This is a genomic window from Acinetobacter sp. GW821-FHT09D10, from assembly GCF_059416285.1.
The window spans coordinates 757,783-778,571 of sequence record NZ_JBWKOW010000001.1 but is presented as its reverse complement, the minus strand read 5'-3'; the positions used below and the strand labels follow the sequence as shown (position 1 = coordinate 778,571).

Here is a 20,789-nt window from a genome sequence, read left to right as displayed (position 1 = left end):
GCTTAGCTCCCTTGGGAACTAAGCTTACCTAAAAAATTAAAATGAAGAGTAGATAAACTCTACATGTTTGGAAATAAGGAGCAACCTTGCGGAGTAGATTCCTTATTTCCTTCTAACGGTTTAAAACACATGTTTAGACCGTTAGAACCATCACCATATAGGCACATAACCTATGTGATAGATCTCTTTACGACTTTTGTGGGTCATATAATTTTTCTTTAATGAATAGAGCGGGGATCACACCACAAATCAGGTAGGCAGCTCCCATTACGACAAAACCTAAACCAATAGAACCACCAGACGCTAAGAAGCCAATTGTGGCAGGTGCAAGGGCTGCTCCAAGACGACCAACATTATAAGCGCCGCCAATTGCTGTACCGCGGATGGCTGTCGCAAAACTTTCAGTCATATAGGTTGCATTTACGCCGTAAGGAATACCGTATAGGAAACCGAAGGTAACGAGTAAATATAAAATATTGCTTGGAGAGTTATAAAAAACAATTAGAGGTAGGAAAATAGCAGTACCAATGGCACCAAAGGCATAGGTAAAACGACGACCTAGTTTGTCTGCCATCATGCCGGCAAGGACTTTACCTAAAATCATGGCGGTATAAGTACCGACCATATAGGCAGTCATTTCTTTAAACTTCATACCTAACTCACTTTCTAGGTAAGAAGGCATCCAGTTGTTTACCCCATAATAACCAAACTGTAAGAAACCTGCGGTTAATGCCCAAAGGATAAACATATTACGGTTCTGTTTATCTTGGAAAATAAGTTTAAATGCCGATGTTTTCGGAGTGTTTTGCGTTGTAACAGGTTGTTGAAGTCGTGACTTTTGCCATGCTTCTGGTTCAGGTACAAGAATATGCATGAGAACAGCAATAATGACCGGAATAATCGCAACATAAAATAGCATGCGCCAGCCATGATCTGGAATAATCCAACCTGCAAGTAATGTTGCAACAATATATCCAACTGTCCAACCCGCTTGTAAAGTTCCGAGTACTGTTGTGCGGTAACGTGTCGGGACATATTCAGCCATCAAGGTATTACACGCAATGTAGAGCGAGCCAAGTCCAAGTGAGGCAAAAAATCTTAAAATACCGAATTGAAGAAAGCTCTGAGTAAAACCTAAGCCACAGGTGAGGAGTGAGAAAATTAAAATAGAAATAACAACAATGCGGACGCGACCAAATTTATCGCATGCCCAACCGCCAAAAATTCCACCAACAGCCATACCTGCTAAAGTAAAACTGCCGAGCATGCCTGCTTGTACTGAACTTAATCCAAAATCTGCCTTAATACTATTTAAGCTATAAGACAGCAGCATCAAATCTGCACCATCAACCAATAGTGCCAGAAAGGCAAAAATAAATGCGATTTTCCACGTATGTGGTTGTATGCGTGAAAGACCTTCTTTGTAATTTGTAGCCATAATCCATTACCTACATTTGATTGAAAGCACTTCAAGTCGTTTGAAAGTGCTTAAAATTGATTAAGACGCAGCGCGAATCATGTTTCGGGCAATAATCATTTGTTGAATTTGGGTAGTTCCTTCATAGAGGCGGAACAAGCGAACATCTCGATAAAAACGTTCAATCGCATATTCACTGATGTAACCTGCACCGCCATGGATCTGTACGCAGCGATCTGCAACTCGACCACACATTTCGGTTGCAAACATTTTTGCGCATGAGGCCTCGGTACTTACGTTTTGTCCTGCATCACGTAGGCGTGCAGCGTCTAACACCATGCATTTGGCTGCATAAATCTCAGCTTTTGAATCGGCAAGCATGGCTTGAATGAGTTGGAATTCGGCAATGGGTTGCCCAAATTGCTTACGTTCGATGGCATACTTTAAAGAATCGTCTAGCATTCTTGTCGCGGCGCCAACACTCAATGCAGCGATATGCAAGCGGCCCCTGTCTAAAACTTTCATGGCAGTCTTAAAGCCAACGCCTTCAACTCCACCAATGAGTGCTGAAGCAGGAATACGACAATTTTCAAAAATCACATCACAAGTGTGAGCGCCTTTTTGCCCCATTTTTTTATCGCGTTTGCCAAGAGAAATACCCGGTGTTTGACTGTCGACAATAAAAGCAGAAATACCACCAGCACCCTTAATATCAGAGCTTGTGCGTGCCATGACTGTAAATACGCCAGCATGAGGAGCATTGGTAATAAAGCGTTTGGTGCCATTTAAAATATAAAAGTCGCCGTCTTTTACTGCACTCGTCTTTAAAGATGCAGCATCAGAACCCGCATCTGGTTCAGTTAAGCAAAAAGAACTGATTACTTCACCGCGAGCTAAACGTGGCAAGAAAAATGATTTTTGCGTTTCTGTACCGTCAATAATGAGACCACTTGAACCAATGCCATTATTGGTACCAATAAGCGAACGAAAAGCAGGAGAGGTCCGTCCTAATTCAAAAGCAACATAGACTTCTTCTTCCATTGTAAGTCCAAGGCCTTCGTACTCTTCAGGAATGGTTAAACCAAATAAGCCCAGCGCTTTCATTTGCTCAACGATATCTTGAGGAATTTCATCCGTTTCAGCGACTTCATTCTCATGAGGAATTAATACACCTTCAACAAATTGTCGAATCATATCAACAAGTTGATTTAAGGTTTCCTGATCTCGAATCATAGTCTCATCCTTTTACTACATGCTAAGAACATCAATGTGATGTTCGTAAAATCATCAATATTTGAAGCGATAGTAATCAAAGGATGGATGCAAAACAATATATTTTGAAAATTAATTTCGCAATGCGATATATTGTTATTGATTTATAATAAGCTAATTTATTGATTTATTTAAGCTATATTTTCTTATAAAAAATCATCATTTTTAGTGGAAAATTAAAGTTTGATTTTTAAAATGAGGTGTGTATATTAAAAATATATATCGCTATGCGAAATTTTAAGTGGATAAGTTTTCCTATAGGAAATGAGTCACCAGATAGAGTGGGATGAAGATGGGTGCTTTAAATGGAATTCGGGTGCTTGACTTAAGTCGGGTATTGGCTGGGCCTTGGTGTGGACAGACGCTGGCCGATTTAGGTGCAGAGGTCATCAAAATTGAAAGACCCAAAGTAGGTGACGATACCCGTTCTTGGGGACCACCTTGGATGAAAGATGACTCTGGACTTGATACTCAAGAAGCGGCTTATTATCAGTCTACAAACCGCAATAAACTATCAGTTGCCATCGATATTGCCAGCCCTGATGGTCAAGAATTGATTAAAGCTTTAATTCAAGACACAGATGTGGTGATTGAGAACTATAAAGCGGGTTCTTTGAAAAAATATGGCCTAGATTATGAGTCTTTATCTACAATTAACCCGAAATTGGTTTATTGCTCGATTACAGGTTTTGGTCAAAATGGCCCGAGAGCTGAAGAACCCGGTTATGACTTTATTATTCAGGGAATGGGCGGACTGATGTCGGTCACGGGTGAGCGCGATGATTTACCGGGTGGTGGTCCTCAAAAAGTAGGAGTGGCTTTTTCTGATTTAGCGACTGGACTTTATTCTACAATTGCCATACAAGCTGCTTTACTTAACCGTCATGTAACAGGTTTAGGTCAATACATTGATATGGCCTTACTTGATGTCCAAATTGCGACCATGGCAAATCAGGGAATGAATTATCTTTCATCGGGTAATATCCCTAAGCGTTATGGCAATGCGCACGCCAATATTGTGCCTTATCAAGTGTTCAAAGCTTCTGACCGTGATTTCATTATTGCATGTGGAAATGACACTCAGTTTATTCAGCTCTGTAGAAGTATTGGTTTACCCGATTTACCCAATGATGCGCGTTTTGCCCGAAATGCAGACCGAATTAAACACCGTGATGAAATTATCGAAATTTTATCAAACCATTTCTTAACTAAAACAGCAGATGAATGGGTAGATGCGATTTATGCTGCTAAAGTTCCGGTAGGTGTAATCAATAACTTGGAACAAGCTTTTCAAGAGCCACAAGTGATTGCCCGAGAAATGTTGGTCGAGATGAATCACCCGCAACGTGAAAAACTGAAGGTCATTGGTTCACCAATCAAACTTTCAAGAACACCTGTTGAGTACAAAACAGCTCCTCCTTTATTGGGTGAACATACGCAAGTGGTTTTAGGTCGAATCGTTTCTCTGGAAAAATTAGATGAGCTTAAGAAAAAAGGCGTGATTGCATAAGCTGGCCTGAAAGCGAAGGGTTAAAATTAGAAAATAAAATATTTAGCCTTTCGCTTGAATGGTTTAAATCAAGTTATATTTTAGATGCAGACTAGGACGTTTGCTTTTTTGCTATTTATAGAAAAAATAGATTATAATTTTCGCAGTGCGAAACAAAATGTGGATTGGTATAGATATGAATGATGCAGTAGATGCAGAGCAAACAGAAAAATTATTAGCGCCTTTAAGACATGAATTATTACATCCGATTCAAGACATGCAGGATGAAAATGATCGTCAATTTATTACTGCATTAGCCCGTGGTTTAGAGCTATTACGCTGTTTTACCCCAAAACATCAGCATTTAGGAAACCAAGAACTCGCACAAATGACGGGTTTACCTAAGCCAACCATTACTCGTCTAACGCACACTTTGTCTCGTTTGGGTTATATCAAACAAGTCCCCAATTCGAGCAAATTTCAACTTTCAGTTGGGGTTCTTGCCTTTGGTTACTCGATGCTTTCTAACGTATCGATTCGTTCTATTGCTCATCCATATATGAAAAATCTGGCAGACTATGCTGGCGCTGCGGTTGCAATGGCAACACGTGATCGACTCAATATGATTTATCTTGACGTAGTACAAGGTAAAGGCAATATGACCATGCGCCGTCAGGTCGGAACCTATTTACCGATTCATTTAAGTTCGATGGGACGTGCGTGTTTGGCAGCAATGCCTGAAGATGAAAGAGAGTTTTTGCTTGATGCCATTCGTGCCAAGCACAAAGAAGACTGGATCAAGATTAATCGTGATTTAGACAAAGCTTTTAAAGACTACCAAGATTTTGGATATTGTTTTTCAATTGGCGAATGGCATAAAGATGTAAACTCAGTTGCAGTTCCACTGATTCATGAACAACATGGTTTACTGGTGTTCAACTGTGGCGGTCCAAGCTTTATTATGAACCGAGAAAAACTTGAAGAAGATATTGCACCACGTCTCTTACATATGGTGAATAACATTCGTACTGAGATTAGTTGATTGTACTGAATTAAGAAATTAAAAAAGGCCAGCAAAGATATTGATTGCTGGCCCTTTTCATAAGTTGTATTTCAAATGACGTGCTTATGAAAATTCGGTTTTCTTTTTTCTTTGAAGGCGCTTAGGGCTTCTTTAAACTCGGAACCCTGTAAACAATGCGAGAAAATAGTCGACTCATGATCAATACGATTTAATAGATCATCGATTGGCATATCTCTTAGCAACTTTTTACTCAGTTGTAATGCTTGGCTTGGTTTGTGAGCTAATTTGATTGCCATATCTTGAACAAATTGATCAAGCTCGTTTGCTTCAAATATTTCATTCACTAAACCATAATTTTTTGCTTGGCCTGCCGAGAATTTTTCACCGAGTAAAATAATTTCAGAAGCCCGAGCGAAACCTAATAATCTTGGCAAGATGTAACTTGAACCCGCTTCAGGTACTAGCCCTAAATTCACAAATGGGAATTGGAAAATAGAGTTTTGACTTGCATACACGAGGTCACAATGTAAAAGCATTGTGCTGCCAATACCAATAGCCACACCATTTACTTTAGCAATAATTGGTTTTGGAAAAGTTGCCAAGCTTTTTAAGAAAACAATCGAAGAGGGTGGTTCGGTACTGGTTGTATTACGCGTTTCGAATGCATTTACATCATTGCCACTGGTAAATGCAGAGCCTTCGCCTGTGAGTATAACAACATGAACTTCTTCATTGATTGCTGCCTCATCTAATGCCTGACTGAGTGCAGAATACATTTCATAATTAATCGCATTCTTTTTGGTGGGATTGCTCATTGTTAGTGTGAGTATATTTTTATCTAAATGTTGCTTAATCACACCTACTGTCAATTTATTTTGACTCTTACCATCCTGCTGCATCATTCATTCCTTTTATTTAACTATTTGAAAAATATTTGCTTTATTGTTGATTCAAACCAAATATTCTTAGACAGATTTGAAGTTAAAACTTTAATTTAATAAGATGATCCTATCGAAAATAAATTCCGTTATCAATTAATTTGTTTTATATTGTGGTATGTAATTTTGTATTGTGAAATTTTAAACTTTGTAAGTTTAAAATATTTACAGGATTTATTGGTAATAAAGTACCTAGACATGCTAAGGAAATCAGAAGCTAGGTAGATAAAAAGTGAGTGGAAATAAGATGAAGACCAAAATTACAGAATTATTTGAAATCGAGCACCCGATTATTCAAGGTGGTATGCATTATGTCGGTTTTGCGGAGCTTGCCGCTGCGGTTTCAAATGCAGGTGGATTAGGCATTATTACTGGCCTGACGCAAAGAACGCCTGAAAATTTAGCAAAAGAAATTGCGCGCTGTCGAGAAATGACTGATAAACCTTTTGGCGTAAATTTAACTTTCTTGCCGACAGTAAATACACCTGATTATCCGGGTTTTGTAGAAGCAATTATTAAGGGCGGAGTAAAGGTTGTAGAAACAGCGGGTCGTAATCCGGAACAGGTCATGCCTTATTTAAAGGCTGCTGGCATTAAAGTTATTCATAAATGTACCTCTGTTCGACATAGCCTAAAAGCCCAGCAAATTGGATGTGATGCAGTTTCTGTAGATGGTTTTGAGTGTGGTGGGCACCCTGGTGAAGATGATGTACCGAATATGATTCTATTGCCTTTAGCAGCCGATGCCTTAGAAATTCCATTTGTTGCTTCAGGCGGGATGGCGGATGGACGCTCACTCGCGGCAGCTTTAGCCATGGGGGCAGATGGAATTAATATGGGAACACGTTTTATTGCAACTCAGGAAGCTCCTGTACATGCAAATGTGAAACAGGCAATTCTGAATGCAACTGAAAGAGATACCCGTTTAATTATGCGAGCTTTACGCAACACCGAGCGCGTGCTGAATAATGTGGCCGTCGAAAAAATTGTAGCGAAAGAAAAAGCGCTTGGCGACAACATTAAATTTGAAGATATTATTGAAGAGGTTGCAGGGGTTTATCCTAAAGTCATGATAGATGGCGATGTAAATGCTGGAGCATGGTCATGTGGGCTAGTTGCAAGTTTAATTCATGATATTCCGACCTGTGATGAATTGGTCAGCCGTATTGTCAAAGATGCAGAAGATATTATTCGTGGACGTTTATTAGGGCTTTTATAAAATTTAACTTTAGCTCATAACGTTTATTACGAAATTATTGAAAGTTATTCGTTTAAGATCAGCACAAGCTTACTAGTTGTGCTGATCTTTTGCATCAGCGATACAATAATAAAGACACAAGACGGCAAAAATTAAGCCTAAGATACAGACACCCGTCCAACCAAAATGTTTCCAAGCATAGCTTCCAGCTGTGGTGCCTAAAGCGCCGCCAGCAAAATAACCCGTCATATAAATCGCATTAAAACGCGAACGTAATTCTTGATTAAGCTTAAATACAATACTTTGATTGGTGACATGAACTGCGGAAAGTGAAGCGTATAGAATGAGTAAGGCAATAATATAAAAAATGAAATGGTAGGGTAAAAGTGAAAAAAGAATCCAGCTTAGAATAAGCCCTACGCCGCAATAAATTGAAATTTTGTGGATATACCCTTGGTCAATAAATTTGCCTGAAAAATTGGCAACGAAAGTTCCTAAAACGCCAACAAAACCGAAAAGACCAATCGTAAAGTCACTAAAAAAATAGGGAGCGGGCGCCAAAAGTAATGACATGGTGGTAAAGGTTAAGCTCACGCAAGCAAATGTAAAACCACCAATATAAGTTCTGGTTCTTAAACGTCGATTTTGGATAAAAATTTGTGGAAGTGAGCGGATGGTTTTTGCATAGTTTTCAGACTTGGTGGGTGGGAACAATCCAATACTACGGTGCAAAATAATGGCGATAACCAATAATAAAAAGCCACTGACCAGATAAATTACATTCCATGCAAAAAGCGTAGACATTAACCCTGATAGGGAGCGAGCGAGTAAAACTCCCATCATGAGACCACTCAGTAAAAAACCAACAACACGACCACTTTGTTGAATGGGAACCAGACTTGCAGCAAGGGGTAATAGAAGCTGGGCTGAACTGGAAAATAGACCAGTAATGATTGTACCTAATAAGAGCAGATAAATATTGTGTGAAAAACCACTAATAATTAATCCACTTGCAGCCAGTAACATAAAGATGAAGAGCAGTTTGCGCTTTTCTAAAATGTCGCCTAATGGCATTAAAAAGAGTAAGCCACAAGCATAGGTAATCTGGGCTAAAGTAGGCACCCATGCCGTGGTGGTTTCGGTTAAATTTAAGCTTAAACTAATCGAATGAATGAGTGGTTGGCTAAAATAATTTCCGCCAGTACAGATGCCTGCTGCAATAGCCATTAAAATAATGGTTGGGGTATAGAGTGCGTTTTTCATCATGCCTATTGTCATAATGAAAGAGGAACTTTAATCATCACAACCATTACTTTTCTAAGTACGGTTGTTAGTGCGTTTCATTCAAAGCATCTTGAATATTGTGCACCATATGGATTAAACGTGGTCCAATTTCACCTTCAAGTTTTTCCGGATTTAAATGGAAACTTGGCGCACCACAGTTAAAGACATAAAGACCGTGTTTAGAGCTGACTAATGGTACAGCGACCGAGTTCACTTCTTTATGCCATTCACCTAAAGACAAACAATATCCGTAATCTTGATAATCTCGGAAAGCTCGTTCTAAAGAGCGTTTGATGGCAGGCCAGTTTTCAGCGTTCTTTTGTTTAAGCGCATCAAGTAAAAAATTACGTTCACGTTCAGGAGTCGCCGCTAAGCATGCTCTTCCCATTGAACTACTATGAAGTGGCAAAGTTGAGCCAATTGGACGGCGCATATTTAATGCAGTTTCAATTTGTACCACATCGATATACACCATATTGAGTCGGTCACGTGTTGCCATTGCCACAGGCGCTTGCACATGTTGACTCATCTCTTCCATATATTGATGAGCAATAGTACGGATAGAAATATTCGACAATGCTGCATATCCTAAAGATAAAACACCAATGTCTAGGGTATATTTGGTCGAGTTAGGCAATTGTTTTAAATAACCTAATGACACAAGGGTATTGGTAATACGTGCAATAGTCGGTTTTGGTAAACCTGTCATTTTTGCCAGTTCTTGATTTCCAAGCACCTGATTATTTGCAGAAAAGCAGCGTAAAAGTTCTAAGCCACGCGCTAAGGAAGCGATAAATTGAGGGTTATTTTCCCGATGAATATGTGAAATAGGATCTAGGCGTATCTCATCAAAATTTATTGGTTGTTCAGTTTTTGAATTCTGAGACATTCGATCCTCAAATATAATAAAGCAAAGTTTTGCTATTATATTTCGCTCTGCAAAATAAATCCATTCATCACTGCGCTGTTGTGATGAATGGATATCTGGTTTGGTAATTATGAAACGTTTTCAATCACCATAGCGAGGCCTTGACCCACACCAATACATAGGCTTACGACAGCATATTTCTTTTTACGACGAATGAGTTCGCGTGCCACAGTTAAGGCAAGACGGGCACCAGAAGCACCAAGTGGATGACCAATAGCAATTGCACCGCCATTTGGATTTACGCGCGGATCATTAAAATCAACATTTAAGCCTTTTAAGCAAGACAACACTTGTGAGGCAAAAGCTTCATTAATTTCAATAATATCCATGTCATCTAAAGTCAGCCCTGCACGTGCAACTGCTTTTTTAATAGCTTCGATAGGGCCAGCCCCCATAATACGGGGTTCAATACCCGCTGCTGCTGCTGAAAATATTTTTGCCATAGGCTTTAAGCCATATTTTTGACCTGCGGCTTCTGAACCAATCAGGAGTGCCGCAGCGCCGTCATTAATACCTGAAGCGTTCCCAGCAGTCACTACACCACCTTCAAACAATGGTTTTAATTTCGTAAGTGCTTCAACAGTCGAGCTTGGGCGAGGGTGTTCATCTTCAGAAACCAGTTTTGGAGGTAGTTTTTTGCCTTGGAAAACCTCAATTGGGGTGATTTCACCCGCAAAGAAACCTTCTTCTTTGGCTTTTTGATATTTGGCTTGTGACTGAGCCGCAAATAAATCGGCTTGCTCTCGTGTAATACCAAAGTCGGCAGCAACATTATCGCCCGTTTCAGGCATTGAATGACCGCCGTACTGAGCAATAATTTTTTTATTTGGAAAACGAGAACCAATCGTAGTGTCATAGATTTTCGCATCACGGCTATAAGCGCTTTCAGCTTTACCCATCACAAAAGGTGCGCGAGACATACTTTCTACGCCACCTGCAATATATAACTCGCCTTCACCACAAGTAATAGCACGCGCAGAGTCAATCACAGCACCTAAACCACTGGCACATAAACGGTTTACAGTTTGGCCCGGTACAGTGACAGGTAAACCTGCAAGTAAAAGCGCGTTTCTCGCAACATTACGGCTATCTTCACCTGCTTGGTTGGTATCACCTAAAATTACATCTTCAATATCAGCACCCGGAACACCAGTTTTTTCAAGTAACTTTTGAATAACCGTTGCAGCTAAATCATCTGGACGAATTGAGGCAAGTTCACCTGCATGGCGACCAATTGGGCTACGTAAACCATCATAAATATAAGCATTTAACATTGAGAAGTTCCTTTTCAAGACTCATGAGTAAAAGTGAGAGATAAATTAAGCGCGACGCGACGTTGTAACCATGGGCTAGGGCGATAGCGCGGGTCATGGGTAAGTGCTGTTATACGGTTGAGAATGAGTAAGATTTTTTGACGACCGACGTGATCACCCCACTCAATTGGGCCAAATGGATAGCCTAGACCAAGACGTACTGCCGCATTAATATCATCTACTGTTGCAATATTTTGCTGGGCAATATCGCAGCCTAAATTAATGACCATGGCTAGAACACGCTGAGCAACGAACCCGATACTTTCAGCAATCATGCTGAGCGTATTTCCATCTAAATTGAAAATAGAGTGAGCTGCCTGACGGTAGTCAGCTTTGGTAACAAGTGAAGGCATTAATGTGCGATGTTTTGCAATGCCATATAACATGTCTATAGCAACTGCTTGCTCGGGATTAACACCTAGGCGTATAGCTGCTTGAGTTGTGTCTTCGCCGTAACAAGCGAGTAAACATAAACTATCTGATTGCGGTGCAGAGCCAGTATCTAAGGCAATATTTTGCTGAGTTAAATAATCTTCAAGCTGCTTTTTATCTTCAGAGAAATCTGCTGCTACCCAAACTTTTGGATATTGCGCTAAACGGTCTACAAACTTGGCAGGTTGTTCACCTGTTTTTGAACCAGTTTCATAATTATAAAAACCTTGATTAACCTTGCGTCCGAGTTGTTTTGCCTCCAACATTTGTTTGGTTAAAGGGTTAGGTTTGTAACGGGCTTCTTCATAATATTGATGGTAAATCGATTCCATGACAGGATGAGAGACGTCAAGCCCTGTTAAATCCATTAGCTCGAAGGGCCCCATTCTAAAACCAACGCCGTCACGTAGAATTCGGTCAATTTCACTAATGTCGCAGACATTTTCATTTAAAATTTTTAAAGCTTCAGTTCCGTAAGCTCGTCCAGCATGATTAATAATAAATCCTGGTGTGTCCTTAGCAACTACAGGGCGGTGGCCGAATGCACGAGACAAGCTATTTAAAGTGTCGATAATAAGTGGATCGGTTTTTAAGCCCCGAATGACCTCAACAACTTTCATGAGTGGAACAGGGTTAAAGAAATGGTAGCCCACCACGCGTTCAGGTTTTTTACAGTTTGCAGCAATTGCTGTGATAGAAAGAGAAGATGTGTTGGAAGCTAGGATGGTATTTTCAGAAACAACCTCTTCAAGTTGTTGCATCAAACTTTGTTTGATATCCAGACGTTCAACAATGGCTTCAATAATCAAGTCGCAATCTTTTAAATCTTCAATTTGTTGTGCAACAATTAAATGACTATTTGCCGATGCTGCTTGTTCAGCCGTAATTTTATTTTTGTCGACTAACTTTTGAAATGTAGCAGCAAGTTGTTCTTTTGCTTGTTCTGCTGCACCTACTTTAGCATCATATAAATAAGTGGTATGTCCTGATTGTGCAGCAATTTGAGCAATACCACTGCCCATAATACCTACACCAATCACAGCCATGCTTTTAATATCATAAGTCATGTCGATCATCCTGATTATTGATCTGTATTTGAAATTAAGCGGATAAATAAAGGTTGGTGATTTAGCTTAAGCATTGTTTATCACCATCAATTGGTAAGATCTGGCCTGAAATAGAACGCCCACTCTCTGAGGCTAAAAATAGGCATAAATCTGCGATATGTTTCGGATTTACAAAATATTTGAGTGACTGATTTTTAAGTGCATTTTGTGTGACTTGTTCAAGTGAGTTATGGGCTACATCGGCGCGGGCCTGTAAAACGCGCTGCACACGCTCACCATCAACAGCACCCGGAAGAATAGCGTTAACTCGAATATTATCTGCACCGAGTTCCATAGAAAGCGTTTTGGTAAAACCAATGAGACCCCATTTTGAGGTGGAATACGCCAAACGATATGGATAGCCTAAGCGACCTGCAATTGATGACATATTAATAATGACACCGGCGCCTGATTGCTTTAACAAGGGAATCGCTAATTGAGTAATTAAAAAAGTGCTATTCAGATTCAAATTAATAACCGTATTCCAGTCATCAAAACTTAGTTCATCTGCTGCAACGGTTGGGCCTGAAATGCCTGTGTTGTTCACTAAAACATCAATATAGCCAAGTTTTTTGATCGCTTCGGCAAACATCAGCTTAATTTGCTCAGGCTCTGCTAAATCACATGCATATATATGCAGCTTTGGAAAATCTTTCTGAAACTGTTCTAGACTTTGAGCATTGATATCACAAATGAAAACTTCATCATCATTGTTTAAAAATGCCTCAGCGATGTATCGTCCAATCCCTGAACCACCTGCACTAATAAATACTTTTTTAGCCATTTCCATTCCTTTGTTCTTATTGATTTAAATTATTTGCCTTGATAAGACGGTTTGCGTTTTTCAATAAAAGCTTGCACACCTTCATTTTTATCTTCGGTAGAGAACAGCAGTTGGAAGGCTTTTCGCTCTAGGGTTAAGCCAGCATTTAATGGAACATCTTCACTCATGAGTGCAACTTCTTTAATTTGCTGCAAGGCGATAGGTGGCATTTTTGCTAGGCTTTGCGCCATTTGAATAGCGGTGGGAATGGTTTGGTCGTCTTCTGTCACTTGTGAAACAAGCCCAATGATATAAGCTTCTTCAGCCTTCACCATGGCACCTGTCATAATCATACGCATAGCATGAAATTTACCGACGGCACGAAATAAACGTTGTGTGCCACCAGCACCTGGCATTAAACCAACTTTAATTTCTGGTTGTCCAAAAACTGCACTTTTACCGGCAATAATAATGTCGGCATGCATCGCCAATTCACAACCACCACCTAACGCATAGCCATTTACAGCCGCAATCACTGGTTTAGGACACTGGGCAATTGCATTCCAATAACGTTCAGTGTGACGTAATAGCATTTCTGTTGAAGTTGCTGTTGCCATTTCTTTTAAATCTGCACCTGCAGCAAAAACTTCATCTCCGCCAGTGAGTACAACGGCATTGATCTCATCGTTAAAACTTAATTCGGAAAAAATTTGAGCTAATTGCTTACGAACTTCACCGTTTAAGGCATTTTTAACTTCTGGGCGGTTAATTTTTACAATCGCTATTTTTTGAATGGTGTAATCAACTTTTACGAAATTATTCCCTATTTCTTTGCTCATTTTCGCATTCCTTGTTTCGCATATCAAAACTATATTCCTTTTATGATGCTTATTTTGGAATTTATTTCAAGTATTATTTAATCTAATAGAGCAATTGTGATCCCTTAAAGAACCTAAGTGATTGATATTGTGTATTGGTATGTTTTTAAATTTCGTTAAACGAAATTAATTTTCAAAAAAGCTTGAAATTTGTGTTTTCGTTCTCGTACTATGAAACAAATCCGCAGTAAACAAGATTTAAAACATGGTAGCCAGACAAGCTGGAATTGGCTGATGGGTACGATGAAAATACATAAGAAGGGAGATCACAGATGATCCGTGATGAAGGGATGTTGGAACAATTACTTTCAACAATTCGAGATTTTGTAAAAAATGAATTGATCCCTCGTGAAAACGAAGTGGTAGAGAAAGATAAAATTCCGGATGACATTGTGCAGCAAATGCGTGAGCTTGGTTTGTTCGGACTCACAATTCCAGAAGAATATGGTGGCTTAGGCATCACCATGGAAGAAGAGGTAAGAGTCGCATTTGAACTTGGGCAAACCTCACCAGCTTTCCGTTCTTTAATTGGTACCAATAATGGAATTGGCTCAAGCGCGATTTTGATTGATGGCACAGAAGAGCAAAAGCAAAAATATTTACCACGTTATGCAAGTGGCGAAATTATAGGTTCATTTTGTTTAACTGAACCTGAGTCAGGGTCGGATGCAGCCTCTTTAAAAACCAGTGCAGTAAAAGATGGTGATTTTTACGTTCTAAATGGTACTAAGCGTTTTATTACCAATGCACCGCATGCTGCAACTTTTACGGTAATGGCACGAACTAATCCTGAAATTAAAGGGTCGGGCGGTATTTCAGCTTTTTTAGTAGAAGCGAACACACCGGGCATTACTTTGGGAAAAATTGACCAAAAAATGGGGCAAAAAGGATCGCACACGTGTGATGTTATTTTTGAAAATTGCCGTGTACCTGCATCTGCACTTATTGGCGGTGTAGAAGGTGTTGGTTTTAAAACTGCCATGAAAGTTCTAGATAAAGGGCGTTTGCACATTGGTGCATATAGCGTGGGTGTTTCTGAGCGCATGTTAAATGACGCACTTCACTATGCAATTGAGCGCAAACAGTTCGGTCAACCTATTGCGAACTTCCAGCTTATTCAAGCCATGCTCGCCGACTCAAAAGCCGAGATTTACGCTGCTAAATGTATGGTTCTAGATGCAGCTCGCCGCCGTGACAATGGCGAAAACATTAGCACCGAAGCGTCTTGCGCAAAAATGTTTGCGACCGAAATGTGTGGTCGAGTGGCAGATCGCTGCGTACAAATTCACGGTGGGGCAGGTTATATCAGCGAATATGCCATTGAACGTTTTTATCGTGATGTGCGTTTGTTCCGTTTATATGAAGGAACCACGCAAGTTCAACAAATTATTATTGCCAAAAACATGATTAGGGAAGCTACAGCCTAATAAAAAATTAAATGCCATGAGGCATCGGATGCCTCATGTTCCTTCTGAGGATATGGACATGACAACAGAAACAATTACGCAGAATACGGCTAGCAGTGAAGCTATCCAGACACCAAAAAAGATTTGGATTACAGCATTTATATTCGCTTTTTTAACATTGTTATGTGATGGGGCCGATTTAGGTTTTTTGGCATTGAGCCTTACTAGTCTTAAAGCAGAGTTTCATTTAACGGGTGTGCAGGCAGGTACTTTAGGAAGTTTAACACTTTTAGGTTCAGCAATTGGTGGCCTGATTGGTGGTTGGGCATGTGACCGTTTTGGACGGGTTCGCATTATTGTGTTTTTTATTGCTTATTCTTCAGTTTTAACATGTGCGCTTGGTTTTACTGATTCTTATATGCAGTTTGCCATTGTACGTGTCTTTGGTTCGATGGGGCTGGGTGCATTATATATTGCCTGTAATATTTTAATGTCAGAAATGGTTCCGACTAAACATCGTACCACGGTATTGGCAACCTTGATGACGGGTTATACCTTAGGATCATTACTTGCGACCTTGTTAGCAGGTCATATTATTCCTGAACACGGCTGGCGTTTCCTGTACTGGATTGCAATTACCCCTGTGGTGTTGTCGATTTTGATGCACTTTTGTGTACCTGAACCTGAATCATGGAAAAAAGCTCGTCAATTAAAAGCTGTAGAAGTGGCTCAAAGTTCTCATCCTAAAAAACGTCAGAATCCTTATCTTGAAATTTTAAAAGATAAAAAACATGGCACCATGTTTGTTCTTTGGATTATTAGTACAGGCGCTTTACAGTTTGGTTATTACGGCGTAAGTAACTGGTTACCAGCTTATTTAGAGTCCGATCTTGGCATCAAGTTTAAAGAAATGGCGATGTATATGGTCGGTACTTTCCTGATTATGATGTTTGCCAAAGTGATTGCAGGGATTGTTGCGGATAAATTGGGTCGCCGTGCTGTGTTTGCATTTGGAACCATTGGTACAGCCTTATTTATTCCTGTCATTGTCTATTTAAATACACCCACTAATATTTTATGGATGATGCTGTTCTTCGGTTTCTTGTATGGCATTCCATACGCCATTAATGCCACCTATATGACTGAAAGCTTCCCGACTTCGATTCGTGGTTCTGCGGTTGGTGGTGCCTATAATATTGGCAAGGTTCTGTCGATTTTCTCTCCACTTACAATTGGTTATTTATCGCAAAGTGGTTCTATTGGTTTAGGGCTATTGGTGATGGCAGCTGCTTATTTTATCTGCGGTGTGATTCCATTGTTATTCATTAAAGACCGATTATTTAACCCGCAAAAGGCAGAGTGACAGATCAATCTGTCACCTTAAATTAAGGATGAAAAGGGACAAGTGAGATGATAAATAAAATCACCAGTGACATTGAACCAATCTTAAAAGCTATTCCTGATGGAGCAACCATCATGACAGGCGGGTTTGGTGTTACGGGGCAACCTGCTGAATTAATTGAAGCCTTAATTGATTTAGGAAAAAAAGAACTCACCATTGTAAATAACAATGCAGCTTCGGGTGATCGTGGTTTAACAAATCTGATTATTGCTGGTTGTGTTAAAAAAATGATTTGTTCATTTCCGAAATCTGCTGGATCAACTGTTTTTCAAGACTTATATCGTGCGGGAAAAATCGAGCTAGAGCTGGTTCCACAAGGGAATTTGGCATGCCGTATTCAAGCAGCAGGTGCAGGATTAGGAGCTGTTTTTACTCCAACTGGCTATGGCACCAAAGTTGCCGAGGGTAAAGAAACGCGAACTATTAATGGCAAAAATTATGTACTTGAATATCCACTTGAAGCTGATTTTGCTCTGATTTATGCAGATAAGGCGGACCGTTGGGGTAATTTAACTTATCGCAAAGCGGCCCGTAATTTTGGCCCCATTATGGCAAAAGCCGCAAAAAATACGATTGTTCAAGTTAATGACACCGTAGAGCTAGGAACACTTGACCCAGAGTGCATTATTACACCGGGAATTTTTGTTCAGCACGTTGTAAAAGTAGGAGATATCTAATGTCAGTTCAAAAACGTTCTCGTGAAGATATTGCCAAACTCATTGCTAATGACATTCCAGAAGGTTCGTACGTCAATTTAGGTATTGGCCTGCCTACTAACGTTGCCAAATTTTTGCCAAAAGACAAAGAAATCTTTTTACATTCGGAAAATGGTGTTTTGGCTTTTGGTCCACCGCCACAACCAGGCGAAGAAGACCAAGATTTAGTCAATGCTGGAAAAGAACTTGTCACTTTATTAGATGGTGGGTGCTTTATGCATCACGGTGACTCGTTTGACATTATGCGTGGTGGCCATTTAGATATTTGCGTGATTGGTGCATTTCAAGTTGCTGTAAATGGAGACTTGGCAAACTGGCATACCGGTAAAGCAGATGATGTACCGGCAGTTGGTGGTGCCATGGATTTGGCAGTTGGCGCTAAAACGATTTATGTCTATATGGAACATGTCACCAAAAAAGGTGAGTCCAAAATTGTAAAGGAACTTACATATCCAATGACTGGTGAGCAGTGTGTAAACCGTATTTATACCGATTTATGCATTATTGAACTCAAAGACCGAAAAGCCTATGTCAAGGAAATGGTGGAAGGCTTAACTTTCAATGAATTACAGGCAGTCACAGACTGTGAGTTGATAGATGCACGTGTAGCCTAATTTATACACATGGAAAAAAGCTTCTTTAAGGATTAAAAGATGAAAAAATTAATTTTAGCTGCTGCTTGCGCTGCGGCTTCAGGGACTATTTTTGCAAATTCTTCAGATACAACAGAACAGCGAATTAATTTGCTAGAAACTGAGCTACAAAAGTTAAAAGCAGAACTCGCAGCTCAAAAACAAACTCAAAATAATTTACAGGTCAAACAGGTAAAAATTGAAGAGAACATCGAAAAAAATAAACCAATTGAACCTGCTAAACCCATTGCTCCGTCATGGGTGACGTGGACTGATAATGTTAAGGTTTATGGTATTGCCCGTATTGATGCGGCGGTCGATTTTAAATCTTCACCTGATTCGGGGGGAAGAACAACCAGCAGTTTGTACCGAACACCTTTTGAGAGTGATAAACGTTCTAATCATGCCCGTTCTGATGCCATGATTAATGCAAGCAGGCTAGGTGTTTATTTTAATAGCCCAAATAAAGCAGTGACGGGAAATATTGAAGCCGATTTCTTTGATAGCTCTAACATGGGAACAGGGGACGGTAAATTCCGTATTCGCCATGCATTTTTCACTTATAAAGATTGGACCTTTGGTCAAACATGGTCACTCATGTCCAACATGGAAACACGTACAGAAGCCGTCGATTACACGCAATTTGTTGGAACCTCTTATACACGGACACCTCAAATTCGCTATGACTGGAAAATTGATGTCAATAATGATTTAAAAGTGGCTCTAGAATATACAGGTTCCAGAGTCTCGGCTTTTCCATCATTAACGGGACGCTATAGCTTTAAACAAGGGCCTTTAACTGCACTTGCTCAAGGTTTTATTAACGAGAAGTCAGCAGATGTAGCCACCGCAACAGTGAAGAAAGTAAGTTGGGGCGCAGGCGGCGGGTTAAAATACCAATTAACGCCACAGCAATCGGTACAGGCTAATTATCAATATATTGTTGGTGATCAAAAATTTATGCCGTATACCACGCAAAGCGGCTTGGCAAATTCAACAAGTTTAAATGCAGCGGGTGATTTCTCTTTAAATGAAGACAAAACAGATTTAGTTATGAATAAACTCAATAGCGTAAATATTGGTTATTCATATAAATTTAATGAACAATGGCGTGCAAACTTATCGGCTTCAGTGTTTGATTATGATGACGACACGGCTTATGCAAAACTTAATCCCGATGCCAATAAGCGTTTAACCGACTATGCTGCTAACGTCTTTTATTCACCTATTGAACAAATGGATATCGGCATGGAATACCATCAAGGTAAACGTGAAGTCTTTGATGGCAGAACAGCCGATGTGTCACGCGTAAACTTTGTGTCGATGTATAAATTTTAAAATAGGGCGTAATTAAAAATGGAAAAAATAGTTCGACCCGATGCAGAGAATATTTTGTCAAAAAGCTTTATTTTTATCATGGCGATGACATGCGGAATTTGTGCAGGCTCGAACTATTATAACCAGCCTTTAATTTATTCAATTGCCAAAGCCTTGCAGGCTAATGCCGAGCAAGTGGCTTTAACCATTGTGATTGGACAATTGTCTTATGCGGTTGGCCTGTTTCTATTGGTTCCACTCGGTGATTTCTTTGAAAAGCGTAGTTATATTTGTTTGCTCATGTGTTGTACGGGGCTTGCACAAGTGGGGCTTTCTTTTAGCCAAACTTTACCGGTCTTATATGGCTTTACCTTTTTAGCGACATTCTTTTCTATTGCAACTCAAGTTTTGGTTCCATTTGCTGCAGGTTTGGCAGGACCGAAAAAAAGCCCGCAAGTTGTTGGGACTCTCATGAGTGGTTTGTTTTTGGGAATTTTATTGGCACGCTCTATTGCGGGTTTACTTTCTACAGTTTGGTCTTGGCATGCCGTTTATTTAATTAGTGGAATCGTCATTCTGGTTTTTGCTTGGGTCATGTGGTCAAAATTACCGGTAGCACGTAAATCTCATCAACTCAATATTCTACAAATTTACAGTTCATTATTTTCATTAGCGGTAAATCAACCTCATCTGCTTCGCCGTGGTTTTGCTGGTGGAATTGGTTTTGGTATTTTGGCACTTATTTTTACAACCATGACATTCCTTTTAGCCAATGCTCCATATCATTTTAATGATTTCCAAATTGGTTTATTTGGAATTGTCGGGTTAGCAGGTGTGTTTGCCACACCATGGGCGGGGAAGAAAATTGCAGCGGGACTTGAGAATAAAGTTGCATTGGTTAGCATGGTCTTATTAATTACTGCATGGATACCACTATTTTTTGCACAGCAATCTTTAGTGGCCTATGCGGTTGGCGTGATTATGGCTTACTTCGGGCTATCGGCATTTCATGTACTCAACCAAAATCTGGTTTATCGAATTTCCGCGCAGGCTCGTTCCCGCATTAACTCAATTTATATGACGCTCTATTTTGGTGGAGCTGCCTTGGGTTCTTTTATTGCAGTTTATGCATGGAAACACTGGGGATGGGAAGCCTGTGTCACCTTAGGTATAAGTCTAGCCATTGTGAGTTTTATGATTGATCGCTTAGATTTTTATGAAATGAACAAAATCGAAAAACAAGAAAAAGCTCCAGAAGGAGGAGCTTAACACGA

Annotated in this window: 18 protein-coding genes; 9 read left to right on the top strand and 9 right to left on the bottom strand. The window is 39.9% G+C overall.

Going from position 1 to position 20,789, the window contains the following annotated elements; translation table 11 throughout:
• Positions 1-187: 187 nt before the first annotated feature.
• Both AC07M3_RS03625 and AC07M3_RS03620 read right to left on the bottom strand, forming a co-directional pair.
• A complete protein-coding gene (locus AC07M3_RS03625; RefSeq protein WP_494566540.1) occupies positions 188-1,438 on the bottom strand; it encodes an MFS transporter in 1,251 nt (416 codons plus the stop codon).
• 60 nt (positions 1,439-1,498) lie between these two features.
• Positions 1,499-2,650 carry an acyl-CoA dehydrogenase family protein gene (locus AC07M3_RS03620; RefSeq protein WP_494566539.1) on the bottom strand — a complete coding sequence of 384 codons (1,152 nt, stop codon included), beginning with the start codon at positions 2,648-2,650 and terminating at the stop codon, positions 1,499-1,501.
• Positions 2,651-2,981: 331 nt separating this feature from the next.
• Here AC07M3_RS03620 and AC07M3_RS03615 point away from each other — a divergent pair, with 331 nt between their 5' ends.
• Positions 2,982-4,199 (top strand): CaiB/BaiF CoA transferase family protein, encoded by a 1,218-nt coding sequence (locus tag AC07M3_RS03615; protein WP_494566538.1) that lies wholly within the window; start codon positions 2,982-2,984, stop codon positions 4,197-4,199.
• A gap of 175 nt (positions 4,200-4,374) precedes the next feature.
• Complete coding sequence (locus tag AC07M3_RS03610; protein ID WP_209734245.1) at positions 4,375-5,220, top strand: IclR family transcriptional regulator; 846 nt, start codon at positions 4,375-4,377, stop codon at positions 5,218-5,220.
• Positions 5,221-5,291: 71 nt separating this feature from the next.
• On the opposite strand, the gene AC07M3_RS03605 is transcribed toward AC07M3_RS03610, so the two are convergent.
• Positions 5,292-6,101, bottom strand: coding sequence for an enoyl-CoA hydratase (locus AC07M3_RS03605; protein ID WP_494566910.1), 810 nt, complete (start codon positions 6,099-6,101; stop codon positions 5,292-5,294).
• A 286-nt stretch (positions 6,102-6,387) separates the two neighbouring features.
• Between AC07M3_RS03605 and AC07M3_RS03600 the strand changes: the two genes are divergently transcribed.
• The gene (locus tag AC07M3_RS03600) at positions 6,388-7,359 is read left to right on the top strand and encodes an NAD(P)H-dependent flavin oxidoreductase (RefSeq protein WP_004642382.1); all 972 of its coding nucleotides are present in this window, start codon (positions 6,388-6,390) and stop codon (positions 7,357-7,359) included.
• A 72-nt stretch (positions 7,360-7,431) separates the two neighbouring features.
• Here AC07M3_RS03600 and AC07M3_RS03595 read toward each other — a convergent pair whose 3' ends face one another.
• The 6 genes from AC07M3_RS03595 to AC07M3_RS03570 form a co-directional block, all read right to left on the bottom strand.
• Positions 7,432-8,604, bottom strand: a complete 1,173-nt coding sequence (locus AC07M3_RS03595) for an MFS transporter (RefSeq protein WP_133746310.1) — start codon at positions 8,602-8,604, stop codon at positions 7,432-7,434.
• A gap of 64 nt (positions 8,605-8,668) precedes the next feature.
• Positions 8,669-9,511 (bottom strand): IclR family transcriptional regulator, encoded by an 843-nt coding sequence (locus AC07M3_RS03590; RefSeq protein ID WP_004642385.1) that lies wholly within the window; start codon positions 9,509-9,511, stop codon positions 8,669-8,671.
• A gap of 107 nt (positions 9,512-9,618) precedes the next feature.
• Positions 9,619-10,824, bottom strand: coding sequence for a 3-oxoadipyl-CoA thiolase (locus AC07M3_RS03585; RefSeq protein WP_494566537.1), 1,206 nt, complete (start codon positions 10,822-10,824; stop codon positions 9,619-9,621).
• Between the two features lie 14 nt (positions 10,825-10,838).
• The gene (locus tag AC07M3_RS03580; RefSeq protein ID WP_494566536.1) at positions 10,839-12,362 is read right to left on the bottom strand and encodes a 3-hydroxyacyl-CoA dehydrogenase; all 1,524 of its coding nucleotides are present in this window, start codon (positions 12,360-12,362) and stop codon (positions 10,839-10,841) included.
• A gap of 61 nt (positions 12,363-12,423) precedes the next feature.
• Positions 12,424-13,185: an SDR family oxidoreductase gene (locus AC07M3_RS03575; protein ID WP_494566535.1), complete on the bottom strand. Its 762-nt coding sequence runs from the start codon at positions 13,183-13,185 to the stop codon at positions 12,424-12,426.
• A 29-nt stretch (positions 13,186-13,214) separates the two neighbouring features.
• Positions 13,215-14,003, bottom strand: coding sequence for an enoyl-CoA hydratase (locus AC07M3_RS03570; RefSeq protein WP_494566534.1), 789 nt, complete (start codon positions 14,001-14,003; stop codon positions 13,215-13,217).
• A gap of 311 nt (positions 14,004-14,314) precedes the next feature.
• Between AC07M3_RS03570 and AC07M3_RS03565 the strand changes: the two genes are divergently transcribed.
• Genes AC07M3_RS03565 through AC07M3_RS03540 form a run of 6 tightly spaced genes read left to right on the top strand, consistent with a single transcriptional unit; the run spans position 14,315 to position 20,784 of the window.
• A complete protein-coding gene (locus AC07M3_RS03565; RefSeq protein WP_133746304.1) occupies positions 14,315-15,469 on the top strand; it encodes an acyl-CoA dehydrogenase family protein in 1,155 nt (384 codons plus the stop codon).
• Between the two features lie 58 nt (positions 15,470-15,527).
• The gene (locus AC07M3_RS03560) at positions 15,528-16,811 is read left to right on the top strand and encodes an MFS transporter (RefSeq protein WP_209733309.1); all 1,284 of its coding nucleotides are present in this window, start codon (positions 15,528-15,530) and stop codon (positions 16,809-16,811) included.
• A gap of 47 nt (positions 16,812-16,858) precedes the next feature.
• Positions 16,859-17,527 carry a 3-oxoacid CoA-transferase subunit A gene (locus AC07M3_RS03555; RefSeq protein WP_133746303.1) on the top strand — a complete coding sequence of 223 codons (669 nt, stop codon included), beginning with the start codon at positions 16,859-16,861 and terminating at the stop codon, positions 17,525-17,527.
• Positions 17,527-18,180: a 3-oxoacid CoA-transferase subunit B gene (locus tag AC07M3_RS03550; RefSeq protein ID WP_262438256.1), complete on the top strand. Its 654-nt coding sequence runs from the start codon at positions 17,527-17,529 to the stop codon at positions 18,178-18,180. The genes AC07M3_RS03555 and AC07M3_RS03550 overlap by 1 nt, the downstream gene beginning before the upstream one ends.
• A gap of 39 nt (positions 18,181-18,219) precedes the next feature.
• A complete protein-coding gene (dcaP, locus tag AC07M3_RS03545) occupies positions 18,220-19,536 on the top strand; it encodes an outer membrane trimeric porin-like protein DcaP (protein ID WP_494566533.1) in 1,317 nt (438 codons plus the stop codon).
• Between the two features lie 18 nt (positions 19,537-19,554).
• Positions 19,555-20,784 carry an MFS transporter gene (locus AC07M3_RS03540; RefSeq protein WP_494566532.1) on the top strand — a complete coding sequence of 410 codons (1,230 nt, stop codon included), beginning with the start codon at positions 19,555-19,557 and terminating at the stop codon, positions 20,782-20,784.
• Positions 20,785-20,789: the final 5 nt, after the last annotated feature.